The organism is Enterococcus sp. DIV2379 (assembly GCF_050542965.1).
GTDB classification, from domain to species: domain Bacteria; phylum Bacillota; class Bacilli; order Lactobacillales; family Enterococcaceae; genus Enterococcus_D; species Enterococcus_D entomosocium.
On record NZ_CP172938.1, the window covers coordinates 2,550,942 to 2,569,192 of the forward strand.

At 44.0% G+C, this 18,251-nt stretch carries 16 protein-coding genes and 1 other annotated feature; of the genes, 7 read left to right on the forward strand and 9 right to left on the reverse strand.

The window, feature by feature from the left end; genetic code table 11:
* Window positions 1–48: 48 nt before the first annotated feature.
* The gene (locus IGI92_RS11720) at window positions 49–1,701 is read right to left on the reverse strand and encodes a peptide ABC transporter substrate-binding protein (protein ID WP_016613664.1); all 1,653 of its coding nucleotides are present in this window, start codon (window positions 1,699–1,701) and stop codon (window positions 49–51) included.
* Between the two features lie 561 nt (window positions 1,702–2,262).
* Between IGI92_RS11720 and IGI92_RS11725 the strand changes: the two genes are divergently transcribed.
* Complete coding sequence (locus tag IGI92_RS11725) at window positions 2,263–2,715, forward strand: DIP1984 family protein (protein WP_005234539.1); 453 nt, start codon at window positions 2,263–2,265, stop codon at window positions 2,713–2,715.
* A gap of 235 nt (window positions 2,716–2,950) precedes the next feature.
* Here IGI92_RS11725 and IGI92_RS11730 read toward each other — a convergent pair whose 3' ends face one another.
* The 4 genes from IGI92_RS11730 to IGI92_RS11745 all read right to left on the reverse strand — a co-directional run bounded on the left by IGI92_RS11730 (window position 2,951) and on the right by IGI92_RS11745 (window position 6,220).
* A complete protein-coding gene (locus IGI92_RS11730; protein ID WP_042890453.1) occupies window positions 2,951–3,667 on the reverse strand; it encodes an NADPH-dependent F420 reductase in 717 nt (238 codons plus the stop codon).
* Window positions 3,660–4,721 carry an LLM class flavin-dependent oxidoreductase gene (locus tag IGI92_RS11735; RefSeq protein ID WP_015509212.1) on the reverse strand — a complete coding sequence of 354 codons (1,062 nt, stop codon included), beginning with the start codon at window positions 4,719–4,721 and terminating at the stop codon, window positions 3,660–3,662. Before IGI92_RS11735 ends, IGI92_RS11730 begins: the two co-directional genes overlap by 8 nt.
* 153 nt (window positions 4,722–4,874) lie before the next feature.
* A complete protein-coding gene (locus IGI92_RS11740; RefSeq protein ID WP_142971473.1) occupies window positions 4,875–5,237 on the reverse strand; it encodes a TIGR02328 family protein in 363 nt (120 codons plus the stop codon).
* Window positions 5,238–5,251: 14 nt separating this feature from the next.
* Window positions 5,252–6,220 (reverse strand): NADP-dependent oxidoreductase, encoded by a 969-nt coding sequence (locus tag IGI92_RS11745; RefSeq protein WP_430607141.1) that lies wholly within the window; start codon window positions 6,218–6,220, stop codon window positions 5,252–5,254.
* Window positions 6,221–6,487: 267 nt separating this feature from the next.
* Here IGI92_RS11745 and IGI92_RS11750 point away from each other — a divergent pair, with 267 nt between their 5' ends.
* Entirely contained in the window at window positions 6,488–7,567 is a 1,080-nt protein-coding gene (locus IGI92_RS11750; protein WP_061054440.1) for an ABC transporter substrate-binding protein, read from the forward strand.
* Window positions 7,568–9,172 (forward strand): amidohydrolase, encoded by a 1,605-nt coding sequence (locus IGI92_RS11755; protein ID WP_430607142.1) that lies wholly within the window; start codon window positions 7,568–7,570, stop codon window positions 9,170–9,172. It begins immediately after the preceding gene.
* Window positions 9,173–9,289: 117 nt separating this feature from the next.
* Here the strand turns inward: IGI92_RS11755 and IGI92_RS11760 are convergent, their stop codons facing one another.
* From IGI92_RS11760 to IGI92_RS11770, 3 genes are read right to left on the reverse strand one after another with little or no spacing between them, the layout of a single operon-like run.
* On the reverse strand, window positions 9,290–10,720 hold the full coding sequence (locus IGI92_RS11760) for a glycoside hydrolase family 1 protein (RefSeq protein ID WP_430607144.1): 1,431 nt from the start codon (window positions 10,718–10,720) through the stop codon (window positions 9,290–9,292).
* A 28-nt stretch (window positions 10,721–10,748) separates the two neighbouring features.
* Window positions 10,749–12,620, reverse strand: a complete 1,872-nt coding sequence (locus tag IGI92_RS11765) for a beta-glucoside-specific PTS transporter subunit IIABC (RefSeq protein WP_430607145.1) — start codon at window positions 12,618–12,620, stop codon at window positions 10,749–10,751.
* Complete coding sequence (locus tag IGI92_RS11770; RefSeq protein ID WP_218193364.1) at window positions 12,610–13,467, reverse strand: PRD domain-containing protein; 858 nt, start codon at window positions 13,465–13,467, stop codon at window positions 12,610–12,612. Before IGI92_RS11770 ends, IGI92_RS11765 begins: the two co-directional genes overlap by 11 nt.
* A 718-nt stretch (window positions 13,468–14,185) precedes the next feature.
* Between IGI92_RS11770 and IGI92_RS11775 the strand changes: the two genes are divergently transcribed.
* Complete coding sequence (locus IGI92_RS11775; protein ID WP_005234527.1) at window positions 14,186–14,332, forward strand: hypothetical protein; 147 nt, start codon at window positions 14,186–14,188, stop codon at window positions 14,330–14,332.
* A gap of 219 nt (window positions 14,333–14,551) precedes the next feature.
* The gene (locus tag IGI92_RS11780) at window positions 14,552–15,136 is read left to right on the forward strand and encodes an SOS response-associated peptidase (protein ID WP_005234526.1); all 585 of its coding nucleotides are present in this window, start codon (window positions 14,552–14,554) and stop codon (window positions 15,134–15,136) included.
* An 82-nt stretch (window positions 15,137–15,218) separates the two neighbouring features.
* Here the strand turns inward: IGI92_RS11780 and IGI92_RS11785 are convergent, their stop codons facing one another.
* Window positions 15,219–15,824, reverse strand: a complete 606-nt coding sequence (locus IGI92_RS11785) for a short chain dehydrogenase (RefSeq protein WP_420658027.1) — start codon at window positions 15,822–15,824, stop codon at window positions 15,219–15,221.
* A gap of 201 nt (window positions 15,825–16,025) precedes the next feature.
* Window positions 16,026–16,257: a binding site (T-box leader), on the forward strand.
* A gap of 49 nt (window positions 16,258–16,306) precedes the next feature.
* On the opposite strand from IGI92_RS11785, the gene IGI92_RS11790 reads away from it, so the two are divergent.
* Both IGI92_RS11790 and IGI92_RS11795 read left to right on the forward strand, forming a co-directional pair.
* Entirely contained in the window at window positions 16,307–17,146 is an 840-nt protein-coding gene (locus tag IGI92_RS11790) for a MetQ/NlpA family ABC transporter substrate-binding protein (protein ID WP_016613679.1), read from the forward strand.
* 138 nt (window positions 17,147–17,284) lie between these two features.
* Window positions 17,285–18,196, forward strand: a complete 912-nt coding sequence (locus tag IGI92_RS11795) for a LysR family transcriptional regulator (protein ID WP_005234515.1) — start codon at window positions 17,285–17,287, stop codon at window positions 18,194–18,196.
* The last annotated feature ends 55 nt before the right edge of the window (window positions 18,197–18,251 follow it).

The following is an 18,251-nucleotide window of genomic DNA, read 5'->3' on the forward strand; positions in this document are numbered from 1 at the left end:
GCATGTTCATCGAATAAACATGCGCTCTTCATTCAGCTATTTTTCTCCTTATTCACTGACATAGGCGGTGCGGAAAAAGAAATGCGCGCCATAGGCTGGGAATTGGATGTCTTTTACATTTGATTTGATCAGATAATTTGAAGCACTCTGGTATAGAGGGACTTGCGCAGCATCTTGTTCCAACAAAATTTCTTCTGCCGCTTTGTAATCTTCAAAATATTGATCGGGGTCATTGGCATGTACGGTGCGAGCATCTTCCGTCAATGCCGTATATTCTTCGTTGACATAGCCGCCGTAGTTAAAGGAAGCGCCATTTTTGTATAAGATAAAGAACATATCCATGTCACTACTTCCAGCGATCCAGCCAGAAACGGAAAGCTCGTAATCACTATTTGCTCTTGATTGATTCAAGCTGGCACGTGGCTGTTTGTTGATGGAGATCGACAAGCCTGGCAAGTTTTCTTGCAGTTGGCTTTGCAAGTACTCCCCGATTTTTTGACCATTGTCATCATCTGTCACTAATAAACGCAACGTCGTACTTTCGCCAATTTCCGCTTGGGCTTTTTCCCACTCTTCCTTGGCCGCCTCTAAATCATACAAGTTGTAATCACCGCTATATGCTCGAAAATCTTCGCCAGTATTTGGATTCGTAGCTAAGCCGGTGGGGACCAGCCCGTTTAAAACTTTCGCTCCATCGTTCAACACATTATCCACGAGACTTTCTTTGTCGATCGCCAACGCGATCGCTTTACGCACATGAACATTTGCCAAGGCATCGTTGGCCGTTTTGTTAAAGTCTAAGAAAAAGTTCGCAACATCATTTTGCGTAACTAGCTCTTCATTGTCTCCATATTGTTGAACGTAGATCCCACTGATTTTTTGCAAATCCAGGTCGCCGCTTTCAAACAATTGGATCCCAGTATTTTCTTCTTTGATGGTGGAGCCTTTGATCTCCTCCAATTGAACGACATCAGCATCATAGTATTGGTCATTTTTCACCAATGTCCACTCATCCCCAGTCTGTTGCCAATCGGTCAAGGTAAAGGGACCAGAATACAGCAAATCTTCACTTGTACGAGCATAGGTATCACCTTTTTCTTCAACAAAGGCTTGGTTTTGCGGTGCCAACCAGCCGATGGAAATCAAGGATAAAAAGGATGGCTGTGGCTGCTCCAACTGCACGATAAAGGTCGCGTCATCTGGGGTCTCCAGACCAATCGTTTCTATATCAGCATTGCCTTCACGAATGTCTTTACTATTAACTACATTATCTAACAAATAGGCGTTAGGTCCCATCGTTGCTGGATCGACTAACTTTTTCCACGAATAAGCAAAGTCAGCTGAAGTGATCGCTTCGCCATTGCTCCACTTCGCATCCTCTCGCAAGGTAAAGGTATAGGTTTTGCCATCTTCACTGATTTCGACTCCTTCTGCCAAGCCCGGAACTGGTTCACTGTTTTCATCGAAACGGTAAAGCCCTTCGAATAAATGTTGAACGATGGTAAATGTTGCTTTATCCGTCGTTTGAGTCGTATCGAGAGTCGTCAGCTCAGCCGGTAGACTCACCGCAATCGCTTGATTCGGCGCTCCGTTAGTTTCAGCCTCTGATCCCTCGGTATTTCCTGTTGTCGTGCAGCCGGAAAGGGTCAACCCAATCACTCCTGCTGCAACCAATAAACGCTTCTTCCAGATCATTTCCATTCTTCCTCCTATGTGATTGCGCAACCAACGCAAGTGTTTTTCATGACGGCAAAAAACGCATTCATCGATAAAAAGAAAAAACCTCATCCCTTTGCTTATCAATTTTGACAAACAAAGGGACGAGATTTTCGTGTTACCACCCTTTTTCGCACCATCCTCACAAATGGCACCTCAACAGTACGCTAAGATACTTGGCACGATAACGGCTGCTTTCCGTCTGATTTGCGTGAACAAATCAGATCACTCAGAGCTCATCTTCACTTTTTTTCTGCTGCCCTTTCTCACCATCCGGGTTCTCTTCTAACAGATTCCAAAGCTACTCTTCTCTTCATCGTCTTTCTTTTTATCTAAAAAACAGGTAAATGACGTTTTTTTGTCTATTTCATGATTGTTATAAAGTATACTATTGGTGTTTTTGGAAGTCAACAAGAATTGCGAATATTCAGTTTTTTATGATTTTTCTGGCAGACTTTTTTTGCATCTTGCTTGCCTTTCATCACGTTCTTCTCTAGGATAAGAACTAGATAAGCTGTTCTCATTTGTAAAAAGGAGTGTGCCAAAATGAAATTAGCAGAAGCGTTACTTTTAAGACGGGATTTGAACAATCGTCTGTTTCAATTACGTAACGAGATCTCTAGCAGTGTGTTAGTCCAAGAAGGCGATACCTTGGATCGTAGTATCACAGAATTGTTCAAGGAATACGATGAGATCAATCAACAATATTCAGAATTAGTCGTTGCCATCAATCGGAAAAATGCGACTGCCTCTTTAGCAGATAGTGCGTTATTACTGATGGAAGCACTAGAACAGCGAGAACAGCTGCGGCGCAAGCATGCACTGCTAACGCAAGCACTGGATGAAACCAAAGCAGCTCCCCGAATAGGTCGCAACGAAATTCGACTGGTGCGTACGATCGATACAAAAACGCTAACGGAGCAATTGAATGCGACCGCCAAGCAGCTGCGAGAATTAGATGGAAAGATCCAACAAACCAACTGGCTGGTCGATCTTTAATCAATATGGGTGGGTGTCAAAGGCGAGCACAAAGCAGGTACAGGCTGATATGTACACTATGGAACGTCTGGCAGAGACGTAAACGTAACAACCACTGCTTACGAATCACAATCGTAACAATCACATTGTATTTTTTAGCGACCACGTGCTGATTTGACTGGATGGGAAAAACCCTCTTCTTTTTTGAGAAGAGGGTTGTTTTTATCGTATCCAGTCGTACATGGAGGCGGCTCTTTTACTGCGAAGCCTGCTGCTTGTTACTCACAGCGGAAGGACGCGCCAGAAACGCTTGCCCTTTCTCACTGCTCCAAAACTCCTTCATCAATGCCGTCAATCCCTCTTTGGTTTGATTGGCACCAAAGAAAGGACTGCCGGGTTCCAACATGATGCCATTAGCTAAAGCACCGATAGGAAAGGGATCAAAGCCGAAAGCGTCAACGATTTCGTCTGTCTGATCGAGGGCGGTTTGGTCATCACCAGCAATGGCGATGGCTTTTTTGGCAGTTCCTTGAGCAGCCGTTCTCGTCAGCAAGGATTCCTCTTGGATGTCGTGGTACCCCATATGATTGAATCCTTTGACTACTTTACTTTGGGAAAAATAGCGTTGCACACGTTCCGAAGAAGTCTGCTCGATGGATGAGTATTCTGTTTCTTTGCCATCGACTTCCCACCAATAATTCATGGCATCGATCACTAGCTTACCAGCCAAAGCTTCTGCCGGCAGCTGTTGGTACTTACTCAACGGAATGGCCAAAATGATCGTTTGAGCTTCCGCCATCACTTCAGCGGCATTTTTTGCGATTGCTCCCGGAGCCAACACAGAAACGGACAAGGCGATTTTTTCTGCTGGCTTCGTACTAGCAATCAAGACCCGATAGCCCGCCTGGGCACCAAGATTTGCGAGCGCTAAGCCTAACTTGCCTGCGCCTAAAATACCGATGGTTTTAGGCATTGCCATCACCTGCTGCCAACAATTCTTTCACTCGTGGAATCACTTTGGTTCCATACAATTCAATCGTTTTGAAACGGTCTTTTTGCAGTTGTCCGCCAGTACCGTATACCAGATCAAAGCGTTCTACTCCGACTTGCGGCATCATACGAGCGATTTTTTGCGCCACGGTTTCTGGACTGCCTACATAATAAGACCCATGTTCGACTTCAAAGTCAAAGCGCTCTTTGCTCATGGCTGGCCAGCCGCGATCAAGACCGATTTTGTCCATGCTCTTTTTGATGTAATTCCAGCCGATTTCATAAGCTTCTTCGTCGGTATCGGCGATCACACCATGAGAGTGCATGCCGATTGGTAAAATCGGTTGCCCTAGTTGCTGCGCTGCCTTTTTATATAGGTCAACATAGGGCGCAAAACGAGCGGGTTCGCCACCGATGATCGCTAACATAACAGGAAACCCATAACGGACGGCACGAATGATCGATTCAGGGGTTCCACCGACACCCACATAGGTATCTAGTTGATGCCCCTCAATTTTTGGAAAAACGTCGGCATTTTTTAAGGATTGCGTAAACTTGCCTTCCCAAGTTAATGGTTTGCCTTTTCTCAATTCACTGAACATTGCTGTTTTTTCTTCAAATAGTTCTTCATAATCTTGCAAGTCATAGCCGAATAGAGGGAATGATTCAGTAAAAGATCCTCGTCCCAGCATGATTTGTGCGCGACCGTTCGACAACGCATCAACGGTCGCGAACCGTTCGTAGACCCGCACAGGATCATCCGAACTCAAGACAGTTACACCGGTACCTAATTTGATGGTTTTGGTAACCATTGCTAAAGCCGCTAGTACCGTATCAGGACTTGAGATCGAATATTCTTCCCGATGGTGCTCCCCTAAGGCAATGACATCGATGCCGACTTCATCGGCTAATTTTCCTTCTGCTACGATATTGCGCAACGATTCGCTGTAACTGATTCGTTCTTTCGTTGTATCATCAAAGGCTAGATCGCCAAAAGTATCTAACCCAAATTCAAGATTTCTGTGATTGATGGTCATTTTCTTTTCCTCATTTCTCATTACTGATTCTCTGTTCTCACTATAACAAGGAACAAAAAAAGTTGCGAACAATACGCTTACTTTTTGTAAGTTAACGATTTTAAAGCGAAAAAAACACTTTCCCGAACAAAAATTCAGGAAAGTGTTTGGTCTTTAAAGATAGATCCCCTTACGATGGAGATTCACTAAGCATTCTTCCAAGTATGCTTCATCATGTTCTGGATAGATCGGCGTAGTCAAAGGGACGGCTTGAACGGAGGGTTCCAGCGGCAGATTTTTGCCACGATACGCCGGATCGTACCATTCAGGTGCTGGCCGATAGCCTCGACGGGTCATTTCATCCAGCACTAACTGATGGTATTGAAACAATTTATAGGGTGGATGAGTAAAAACGTAATCGACGGTTGCATGCTTCTTGCCCCAGCCTAACCCTCGTAAGGCTGCTGCTTCACGATGCTGGCCTAACAGCTGCTGCCGAGGCAAAGCAGGTATCAGTGCTTCATGCCATAAGCGCATCGGTTCAGCCTCCTTTATTCTGCGTCTTGGCTGATGAAATTGTCTTGATTTTCAATAACGATCTTGCCGACCGCATGATGTGTCTCACTCAATGTGTGGGCATCGTAAATTCCTTGTGCTGTCAATGGGAAGGTTGCACCGATGACACTGTTGACTTTTTCTGCTTCGATCAGCTCTGTCAATTCTGCCAATTGTTTGCCGTTGGTTCGTAACCAAACTGCTTTGGCGAAGATGTCTTTTTCTTTTGCCAAGTCTTCGTCTTCAATACTCAAAATCGAGATCAGACGGCCCTTAGGTTTTAAGACAGTGAAACTTTTCTTCTGGGTGTCGCCCCCCATCGTATCAAAGACCAAATCGATGTCTTGCAAGACTTCTTCAAAATCTGTCGTGTGGTAATCGATGATCTCATCGGCACCAAGTTTTTGCAATAACTCATGGTTACGTGGACTAGCCGTCGTGATGACGTAAGCGCCAACTGCTTTGGCCAGTTGGATCGCATAGGTACCAACTCCGCCTGCTCCGGCATGGATCAAGACTTTTTCCCCTTCTTTTAAACGACCGTGTTCAAACAACGCTTGGTAAGCAGTCAAACCAGCTAATGGCACTGCAGCTGCTTCTGCGTAGTTTTGGTTTTCTGGTTTAATCGCTGCTAACTCAGCATCCACGATGGCATAATCAGCATACGTCCCAAAACGAGTCGTTTCAGGGCGGGCATAGATTGCATCACCAACTTTGAATTCTGTCACGTCAGCGCCTATTTCTACGATATCCCCTGCGACATCCCATCCTAAAATAATTGGGAAGTCCCATGGAAACATTTGTTTCAAATAGCCTTCTCTTAATTTCCAATCGATTGGGTTGATGGATGTTGCGGCAACTTTGACTAATAATTGATTTGCTTTTAATTCTGGTAATTGGACCGTTGCTTCTTTTAATTGGTCTTTTCCACCATAGGCTTCAATAACGACAGCACGTGTTTCCATTGATGCTTCACTCCTTACATTCATTCTTCATCAAAGAGAGGTTCCTGTTTTTCCATCCCTTGATTTCTCACTTCCCTAGCTTAGGCAAAAGGAAGAAATTTGACAAATGATATGTTTGGAAACTGCCGCAGCCACCTGGCCATTCCTCCTGCTAAGCCTTGAAGGAAACGGGTTTATTTTTTCTTCATTTTTTTATTGCCTTTTCTTTAAAAATCAATTACGCTACTCAAGAAATACGAAATTGTAAAGAAAGAAGGAATTGATGAATTGAAAAGGTTGTGGGTATTTTTTGGCGGTGTGATCGGCATCACCGCATTGCTGTTTTTCGGTGCTTCGGTGTTAACGAAAGAATCGGGGGCAGCAACGTCGTCCGACAAAAATACAGTGATTATTTACAATTGGGGCGAATATATTGACCCCGAATTGATCAAAACATTCGAAACTGAGACTGGTTACTCAGTGATTTATAATACATTTGACTCCAACGAAGCGATGGAAACAAAAATCAAACAAGGCGGCTCACGCTATGATTTGGTTTTCCCTAGCGAATCGATCATTCCGAAAATGATCGAAGAAGGACTGTTAGTGCCTTTAGATCATCAGAAATTGACGGGAACGGAAGATCTGTCGCCTTTTTTGATGGATCAAGCCTTTGATCCAAACAATACCTATTCGATCCCCTATTTTTGGGGCACGATCGGGATCATGGCAAATACTGAAGAAGTCGATGTTTCTTCGATCCATGGCTGGGGGGATTTATGGAACCCTGCATTTAAAAATGATGTATTGATGGTGGATGGTGCTCGCGAAACCTTAGGAATCGCGTTACAGACGCTCGGTCTTTCCCAAAATGAAAAAGACCCGACCAAAGTCGCCAAAGCCTTGAAGAAGCTGGAAAGTATCCGTCCCAATGTCAAAGCAGTTTTGACCGACGAGATCAAAACCTTGATGATCAACAACGATGCCCCTTTAGGAATCGGGTATTCGGGCGATGCCGCTTATGTGATGGCGGAAAATCCTGCCGTCACCTATATCGTTCCCAATGACGGCGGTGCGATTTGGACAGACAATTTTGCGATCCCGAAAACCGTTGGTAATCTTGAAGGAGCCTACGCCTTCATCAATTTTATGCTGCGACCAGAAAATGCCGCACAAAATGCCGAATACGTAGGCTATGCCACGCCGAGTGAAACGGCCAAAGCTATGCTGCCGGCTGAACTGACTGCTGACAAAGCTTTCTACCCTGAGCCAAGTGCGATGGAACAAATGGAACATTATGAATACTTAGGAAAAGAAGCGGTTGAGCTTTACAACGACCTTTTCCTTGAATGGAAGTTGGGATTATAATTGTCACTATTACTAAAATCTGAACACATCTTTGATACCAAAACGAAAACGACTTTTGCGGGCTTTCTCCTGATAGAAGACCAGAAAATCACGGCTGTAGGTCCTCTTTCAGCGCTGCCAACACTTGCTGAAGACACCCAGGTCATTGATCTCAAAGAACAAATGATCATCCCGGGCTTTATTGATGCTCATGTTCATTTTTATCTTTCCGCATTACTCCATCAAGGGGCACTGACCCATCTTACGGGAGTGACAGAAGAAGCCGTTGCCCAGCAAGTGCCCGCGCTGCCCATCACCCATGGATGGAAAATCGGCATCGGCTGGTTCAGCAGTGATTTCGGTCAGCAAGTCTACCCAACGAAAGATTCGATCGACAACTATTGTGCCGACACGCCTGTCATGCTGATTTCCGGTGATGCCCACAGCATTTGGTTGAATAGCCAAGGGATCGCTGCTTTAGGGATCACACCTGAGAACTTGCCAACGGGGATCAGCGGGGAGGCATTGCTTGACGAAAACAGCGGACAATTAAGCGGCTGCTTTTTAGAAGCAATCGCCATTCATTATTTAGCAAAGGTCTTACAGTCGTTTCAAGCGCAAAGCCCTGCTGCTTTTCTGACCTATATGAAACAGCTCAATCAATACGGCATCACGACGATCGGCGATGTTGCCTTGACAGGAGAAAGCTGGGACGATCTGGTCTATCCCACTCTTTATCGACAAACGGAAGCAGAAGCGACCTTGCGCGCTGTCTTTTATCCAGCCATGCGAGAAGACATCACGCAACTAAAAGAAACTTACCGTACGTATCGCTCCGAAAAAGTACAAATGGGCGGCGTCAAACAATTTTTTGACGGCGTGACGAGTACGCACACGGCTTTTTTAAAAGCGGAATATGAAACACCGTATTTTGCTGGTGATGTCGGGATGCCGTTGATCGATGTTCAACGGATGCGCCGCTTTATATTACAAGCTAACCAGCAAGACTGGCCGATGCGCATCCATACCATCGGTGATGAAGCGATTCGACAAGCACTCCTCTTTTATCAAGAAAGTGCTGCTGCTCACCCGCTTTCTAAAGGTAAAGCCAATACCTTGGAACACTTGGAAGTGATGGATGTCGCCGATTTGCCACTAGTTCGCCAAGAACAACTGGTACTCTCCGTACAGCCTAGCCATTTATTAGTCGGTTATGAGACCCTCGATGAAGAAGTAGGACCTCAGCGTGCCAGTCAAATGTTTCCTTTTCAATCCTTTCTAGAGCAAGGTGCCACCTTGGCTTTTGGGACTGATACGCCGGTCGTGATCGACGTGACCCCTTTAGACTCGCTGTATTATGCGGTTGCTCGGCAAGAAAAAAATGGCCAGCCAGCAGGCGGATTGATGCCACAGGAAAAAATCACCATCGCCGATGCCCTCTATGCCCACACCGCAGGCGCCGCCAAAGCCTTGAGTCGGCAAGATATCGGTCGATTAGAAGTTGGCTGTTTAGCCGATCTTTGTATTTTGTCACAAAACATCTTGCCTTTAACTGCCGAAGAATTGCTTCAAACGACCGTTGAAGCCACCGTATTTGATGGACGATTTGTTTATCGGGGCAACTAACATGAACCCCTGATATGGACCACGCGTGTTTTACGCGTGGTTTTTGTTTTGTACGCGCTGAAATTGATACGCAAAAAAACTCCAGCACTTGTACACCGCAAGTACTGGAGTATTTAATCATAAGCCGTTTCGTTCAATCACTTTTTGATACCAATAGAAACTGTCTTTTTTCTTTCTATCTAAAGTCCCTGTCCCGTCGTCATATTTATCCACAAAAATGATGCCATACCTTTTTTTCATTTCTCCTGTAGAAGCACTGACAATATCAACGGCACTCCAAATCGTGTAACCAATCAACTCGACACCATCATCGATGGCTTTCTCCATTTCAGCAATATGCTTTTCTAAATAATCGATGCGATAATCATCATGAATCTGTCCATCTTCAGCAACAGTTTCTGAAACCCCGATCCCATTTTCCACGATTATCAATGGCAGTTGGTAGCGATCATAAATATCATTCAACGCAATTCTCAATCCTACTGGATCAATCATCGCATTCCATTCCGTCTGCTCTAGATAAGGATTATTTACGCCTGAACCGCCAATCATACTGTGTCCATTTTTGGTAACTTTCTCATCTGCAGAGACACAAAGTGTTAGATAGTAACTAAACGTGTAGTAATCCACTGTTCCCTTAGCTAGGATCGCTTGATCTTCTGGTGCAAACTCGATTGCAAAGCCATGATCAGCAAAATATTTCTTTGCATAATAAGGATATTTCCCTGTGACCTGCACATCGCCACAAAATTTCGAGTGCATATTTTCTTCTTGTTTGGCTAGTAATACATCATTTGGATGGCTAGTATAAGGATAGCGTGGCATATAAGAAATCATACAGCCGATTTTCAGGTCTGGATAATGTTCATGTCCGTAAGCGACAACCTTTGCACTGGCAACAAATTGATGATGCAGGGCTTGGTAGCGTTGCTGTAGATTATCCGGCTGATTGATAAATTCAGATTCACCAACTTGCAGTCCCAGTGATAAAAAGTTTCCGATACTTAAGGTGGCCGTGTTGATTTCATTAAAAGTGATCCAATAGTTTACTTTTTCGTGATAGCGTTCAAACAACACCGCCGCATATCTCGCATAAAAGTCGATCACTTCACGACTCGCCCAACCATTGTATTCTTGGCTCAAATATGCGGGAACATCAAAATGAGCAATGGTTACAATTGGTTCAATCCCGTACTTCCGACACTCGTCAAACACACGATCATAAAAGGCCAGGCCTTCTTCATTCGGTTCAGTGTCGTTGCCCTTGGGAAAAATCCGGGTCCAGTTGATAGACATGCGGAAAGCTTTAAATCCAGCTTCTGCAAACAATGCAATGTCTTCTTGATAATGATGATAAAAATCAGTTGCTTCGTGGCTTGGATACAACAACTCTTCTTCAATTTTTGCTGTGATTTTCCGAGAAGTCGTATGGCTGCCACCGCTGATCAAGTCAGCACAAGCGAGCCCTTTTCCGCCCTCATTATAGCCGCCTTCATATTGGTTTGCCGCCGAAGCGCCGCCCCATAAAAATTGTTTTGGGAAACTCATTGCTATCATCCTTTCTTCTTTCTAATGGTTAAAAAATGGCTAATAACTGATCGCCAGCTTTAATTTCTTGATGTTGGGCAAGTGCCACAACATCTAAGAAGTCTGCCGTATTGGTAACAGTGATCATAACGGTATCTTCATACCCTGCCTGAGCGATTTTTTCTGAATCAAAGTGCAATAACGTTTCTCCCATAGTGATTTGATCACCTTCATTGACTAGTCGTTCAAAGGCACTTCCTTGCATATTCACCGTATCAATACCGATGTGGATCAGAAGTTCAATCCCCTCGGTACTGGTAAGTCCAATCGCATGATTTCCTGGAAAAACGGCAGAAACCTGTCCCGTAAATGGGGCAATCACCTGTTGATCTTGTGGCTTAACAGCAATTCCTTTACCTAATGCCAATGAAGCAAACGCCTGATCATTGGTTTCTGTCAATGGAACGGCAGTTCCATTTAAAGGTGATAATACAATTTTTTCAATCGCTGATTGTTCTTTCTTCGTTTCAGAAGAAACATCAGTTGCTTTGGGTGTCACATCTTGCGCTCCAGATTTGACTGCTTGCGGCTGATTATTATTAGGAAAATCTGCATCTTTGACCATGACCCAGGTGTAAGCAAAGGCAATCGCAAAAGTAATCACCGAGCCGATCAGCGCATGAAACACACTGCTGTATGATGGAAGCGCCACAAATGAAGCAATGACTACTGGCGTATTGATTTTCATCAAACCAAAATAAAGTCCCCCAGCAGCACCCCCAAGGATCATTCCGACAATCGGTTTTTTCAGACGTAATGTTACTCCGTACAAAGCAGGTTCAGACACACCCATCAAGGCAGTAATTGCCGATGAAAAACTCACTTGTTTAAATTCCGTATCCTTAGCTTTGATTCCAGCCGCTAAACAAATCGCTGCTTCGGCAGCCAATCCAAGCAGCATACCAGGGACGATCAAATCATCATACCCGTAGGTCGCCAGAGAAGTTAATAAAATAGGGGTCAGCGTCGTGTGCATGCCCGTCATTACTAGCAATTGAGCAAAGGCACCCATAAACAAGACGGCTAACGGACCAAAATTATTTGTTAAGTAGTTCAAAAACTGTGACACATAGTTGCCGATCGTCACACCTAATGGTCCGATTAGCAATAGAGCCAGCGGTGTGATCACGATGATGGCGATCAATGGACGTAGAATAAATTTGACACTGTTCGGTAAAATCCGATCGGCGAACCGATAGACATAAGACATAACCCAGACACTTAATAAAACTGGCAAAACGGAGGCATTGTAGCTCACATTCGGTACGAGCAATCCAAATAATGTGATTCCTCCTTCTTGGCTAAGAAGGGCCGTCAATCCTGGCATCACAAAAATCGCTCCGACGTAGCTTCCTAAGAAAGGATCAATTTTCAATCGTTTGGCCACAGAATTTCCTAAATAAACGGGAATGAAAAAGAAGGCTGCTTGCGATACTTGATACAATACGAGATACGTATCGTCAGTTGCAGCTAAAATTCCTGATAACTCCAATAGTGAAAGGACCACTTGCAGCATTCCTCCAGCTGCTATGATTGCAATCATCGGTGTAAAACAGCCTGCGATAAAGTCAAGGAGTCGTGAGATGATCGATTGATCGCTACTGCTTTGATCAGCCGTCGTTTCTGTCGTCGGTAGTTGAGCGTATACACTCGATACATCTGGCCCAATAATCACTTGGTATTGACCATTTCCCTGAACGAGTCCAGTCACTCCTTTTAACTGTTTGATTGCTTCACTGTCAGCTTTTTTGTCGTCGGCCAGCGTGAAACGCAGTCTTGTTGCACAGTGGGTCACGTGCTGGATATTTTTACCACCGCCGACATTTTCATAAATTTCATTGGCTAGTTGTTTATAGTCCATTGTTTTTCTCCCTTTCTCCTTGTTCCGTCAATTTCTGGATATGGAGTGATAGATAAATTTCTTCATTTTCTGAGATGCTGATATCATACGTATTTTTGATATAAACCTTGATTTTTTCCACACAGTGAAACGCTTGCGGATACATCTTCTCAATTTGTGCATAGAGCGTCGACGCTTCATAGCTGGGAAGTGTATGATTGATCACATTTTGTGCAAAATAGTGCAGATGCGTGACAAAGCGAGAATAATGGAAACTATTCTCATCAAAATTTTGTTTGTACTCATACTTTACGATCGTCAGTACGTCTTCTATAAATTTCGCGATTTGATTGGTAACCGCCATATCCTTCTTTTGTGATTGGACATTTACAAAATGCAATGCGATGGAGATCGCTTCTTCTGTTGGTACATCGATCGTTAGTTCTTGCTCCATAAGTTGGACAGCATACACCCCAATGGCATATTCATCGGGATAAAATCGCCGAATATCCCATTGCAAAGGACTATGAAAAGTCATTTCCTGCTTGATACGATGAACAGTGAAATCAATATGATCCAGCAAAGTCAAATAAATATAGTCGCTGACTGCTAAGCGATAATTCTGTTTGGCATAAGCCACGATTTTAGCAACGATCGCTACGTATTTCGGATCGCACTTTCCTAATTGATAGCTAAAATGTTCCAACATTGCGTGAGTATCCAATACAAAAATCTTTTCAAAATCTTGTTCTTCTACATCATCTCCTACCTTCTTATTGAAGCTGATGCCTGTAGAAAATCCGATAATTTCATTGCTGCCTTTCTTTAGTAAGACAACATTATTATTTAAAAACTTCTTTATTTTCATGATTTCCTCCACCTTAAAAACACTAAAAAACCTCATACTCCACCCTTGGTGGAATATGAGGTTTGCCTTCTTACAGTAACACGCCTCTTGGTCACAGCACTTCTGTAACCGTTATCTAATTACATCGGTATCATAGCACTTCAAAAAAAACTTGTCAATCGCTTCCTTAAATTTTTTCACACGATCGTTAAGCCCCGTTGAGCTTCTCACAAAAGCTGCCTTTGTCAGACGGACATTTTAAGAATAACTTTTGCTTTTTAATCCCCTAAAACCAGCAACTTGCCAACACAATAAACAACAAGCTTCGTGCTTATATAATGCTTGAATCATCGTTTCTTTCTACAAATCATTTTTTGAGGGGAAAATGTATCAATAACACGCAAAAAACGAAAATAGCTTCTATTCTCAACTTTTGACACCTATCTTAGCTATTCCTCGATTGGTCTATTTGTTTAAATTTCAAAAAAACGCTTTCATTTTCTGTCCTTCTATGCTGGAAAGCAAGTAGCAGTAACTTTATACATCTAGGTTCCTTCGCCTTTTCTTTCAAATGCGCATTGGTCTATTCCACACCTCCTCCCTTTATCCCTCAATCTTTTCTTAAGCGTTTGAACAATTTCTTAATAAAATAACTAACAAAAAATAAAGTTTTACTATATCTCTTGAATGTAAGCGGTAAATTTGTTATTATTACGAAGGATAAGGAGGTGTTTATCGATTGTATGCGATTAAAATCTTTCATGGTTATCTAACCGCCGAAGGAAAAAGAACACGGGACAAAACAATTGCATTGACCTATACTTGCAGAGAAGATGCTGAACGTTTCGCAAATAAAATCGGCGGGAGAGTTAAAAAAATTGGCTAACCAACTAGAATAAAAAAGGCTGTCAACCTCAGTAGGTGACTGCCTTTTTTTGTTATCTGATTTCTTTCAACTCTTTTCGCGGTACTAACTTTTTACATAACCGTCCCTATCCTTTCCTTGTCGAATCACGCTGTGAATCAAGTTAGTTGGTTTTGACGCCTTGAGTCTTTATACTGAAACAAAGGCACCAGCCAATCCAAAAAAAGGAGTGACCTGTCCATGTGCGGCCGATACTTATTTGATCCATCAACTGGCGAATTGTCAGAATATTATCAAGAAGCCGCGGCGAAAGCCCGCAAGCGCCAACAGACTGTCGCTATCAATGATGTTTTCCCCTCCAATCACGTCGTAACCATCGGTGCAAATCAACAACAACAAGTTGTAGCCGGTGTGACAAGATGGGGCTTTACCGGCTTTAAAAAAGGGCATTTGATGATCAATGCGCGTTCTGAGACTGTTGAAGAAAAACCGACTTTTCGCCAGCCTTTCCAAGAGCATCGCTGTGTCTTTCCGATGTCTGGTTTCTATGAATGGAATCATGAAAAGGAAAAGTTCCTCTTTTCGCAAGATCACGTGATTTATGCTGCTGGTTTTTATCGCATCCTTCAAAAAGAGGATCAGATCGAAACCGAATCAATCATTCTAACGACTGCCGCGAACGATTCTGTTGAACCAGTCCATGATCGAATGCCTCTGTTCTTAGAAAAAGAAGCGATTGCTTCTTGGATCAATGACTTGGCTTTTGCTCGCCAACAACTCAAAGCAGAAATGCCCAAGCTGAAAACCCAATTGCTCTCTTCTTAACTGCTTGCTACTTCTTTTTCAGCAGAACAAAAACCGCCAAGTCAGCTTTGATTTGGCGGTTTTTTTCTACTTCTGCTTTTTCTTAATAAACGGTGAAGGTCTTGCCAGTCATGATTCCAAAGACTGCTTTTTGATACGCTGCAAAAACGGGTGCGTCACCAACGGGAATAAAGCCTTTGAAAGAATCGGCGAAGGTTTCCCAAGAGCCCACAAGCGCATTGGGACTGACTGCATTGATTCGTATCCCCTGACCGATCTCAAAAGCTGCCGATGCCACGAAGGCTTCTAAACCGCCGTTGACCAGTGCTGAAGGCGTGCCCATTGGGATAAATTCGTCTTTGATAATTCCAGAAGTCAGCGTGATACTGCCACCTTCATTGAGAAAATGCTGGCCAATCAACGCAAGGTTGACTTGTCCTTGCAGCTTTGAAGCCACCGACTGTTGAATATCTGCTGGCGTCAATTCCTCAAAGGGTTTAAACACTGTGCTTCCCGCAGCGGAAACAATGGCATCCACTTTCCCAGTGGCTGCAAATAGCTGGCTGACACTGTCTGCATCCGCAATTTCGACTTGATGATCGCCGCTGCTACGGCTAGCCGTGATCAGCTCCACCTCTGGTAGCTGCTGAAAGCCTTCAACTAAAAGCTGCCCAAGTGTGCCGGTATGTCCAATCAAAACTAATTTCATTTGCTCGCCTCTTTTTTTGTTTTGTGTTTCGATTCTAACCCAACCAAGCGATTTCGACCATTCATCTGCTTTTCCTGCTTTTTAGGTCTATTCTTGCCCTTGTCCATTTGTTCCCCTACTACCTGCGTAGTGATTGGAATCACCTATCACGAAAGCAATTGACAACTTTCTCATCTTGTTCTAAGATACTACTAATTTCATACACATGCAGTGAGAAGAAGAGTACGATCCCCCCTTTCTTTCAAGAGAACTCGGAACTGGTGGAAACGAGTAAGGAAGACGATCCGAAAATGACCTTTGAGCATTCGTGGACGAACAATCCCCGACGGAGAAAGCCCGATAGCGCAATGCAGTTTATTTGATGAACTGACTGAGGTTTTTTGTTTCAGCAAAAAACAAACGAAGGTGGTACCGCGAAATGATCGTCCTTCCCAAAGACTATTCTTTGGGAAGGCTTTTTTTATAAAAAAGGAGGAAAAGTTATGAAACGAAAGATTCGATTGGGTGTGGGCTTTGGTTTATTGTCCTTAGTTTTATTTGCCGGTTGTGGCAATCAAGAAGAAGTGACCGGAAATGCCGAAGAGCAGCAGACAGAAATCAGAGTTGGTACGACACCAGGGCCTTACAGCGAGCTGTTTCTTCAAGGAATCAAACCAATTTTAGAAGAAGCAGGCTATACCGTGACCGATATTGGCTTTACTGGGGTATTGGAAGCAGACATTGCACTGAACGATGGCGAAATCGACTTAAACGTGGATCAGCATACCGCCTATTTAGAGAACTTTAATGAAAACACGGGTGCCGATTTGGTCGGTATCACACCGATTCCTACCGTTCCAGCCGGCTTGTATCCTGGCAGAAAGGACAATTTAGCAGCGATTGAAGCAAACGATACCATCGGGATCCCCAATGATCCGTCAAATAGTGCCCGTGCCCTGTTGCTGCTGCAAAAAGCCGGCTGGATCGAACTTGACCCGGAAGTGGCGCCCATTGACGCGACGTTAAGAACCATTACTGACAATCCTTATGACTTGGATATCGTTGAGATGGATTCTGCGCAAATCCCCCGCAGCTTAGCAGATTTAGACTATGCTGTGATTCCCGGCAGCATCGTTTACAGTGCTGGAATCGCTGCAGAGGAAAGCTTATTAAGTGAAGACATTTTGCAAGAGTATGAACTGGTGGCAACGGTAAAAAAAGCCAACAAAGATAGTGACTGGGCACAGGCAGTGGTGGCAGCTTATCATTCTGAAGCCTTTAAAGAACTGCTGGCAGAAGAAAATCAAACGGGTTATTGGTTTATTCCTGAAGAATTGCAATGACCGCTTCACAAGTAGCAATAGGCAGCAACTGTCGTCGTATTTTTTAAAGAAGCTTCTATTACTATAGAAGGAAAAGACATGACTACTATTGATTAGTGGACCATTCCCCGTCTGAATCTTTGTAAAGGAGGTCAAAAATTGAATATTCAACAAATGCGCATCGTGCAAGCGATCGCTGACCATGGAAGTTTTCGTGAAGCAGCCAAACGGCTGTATCTTTCGCAGCCAAGTCTTTCCCAAGCCGTGAAAGAGTTGGAAACAGAATTGGAGGTCCAGCTTTTCGAGCGTACGAATCAAGGCGCCCGCTTGACTGCCGAAGGCTCGGAATTTCTAGACCATGCCCAGCCGATCTTGAGTCAAGTGGCGCAGCTGCAAACGCGTTTTTCCAGCAAGCAAGCAGCGAGTCAAACCTTCGCTATCGCAAGCCAGCACTATGATTTCACGGCTGGAATTTTCAGTGAGCTGCTGCAGGAATTTCCCGACTGCCGCCAGTTTCGCTTATTAGAAACCACGACCTTAAAGGTGATCACGGACGTGCAACAATATCGAAGTGAATTTGGGATCCTTTATTTGAATGAGCAAAACCAAGCAGGATTGGAACGACTGCTGCAAGGCGCCCAATTGTCCTTCGAGGCGTTGGGACGGTTTCGCCCCCATGTCTTTTTGCGAGCAGCTCATCCCTTGACAGAAAAAAGGCAGCTTTCCTTAAGAGATCTCGCCCCATATCCACAAGTACGCTTTTTGCAAGAAGATGAACGCTATTCGTTCTTCTCAGAAGATTTGATCGACTTCGCTCAAAGCCCTCAAGTGGTGCATGTCAGCGATCGAGGCACGATGGTCCAGCTATTACAACAGACGGATCTTTATGGAACCGGCTCGGGGATCGTTGCCCAACCAGAACGCCAAGGCTTGGCTTTTCTTCCTTTGATCGACGCGTCCGAGGGTGAGATCATCCTCATTAAAAAGAACGATCGCCCGTTATCAGTGATCGGCGAGCGTTTCTTAGCAAAATTACGGCATCATCTTACAGCTTTTCCTAGTGATATATAAGCGAAGGCCTCCTCTTCCAACTCCCCATAGATGATTGGCTGCTCCTTCGCATTAT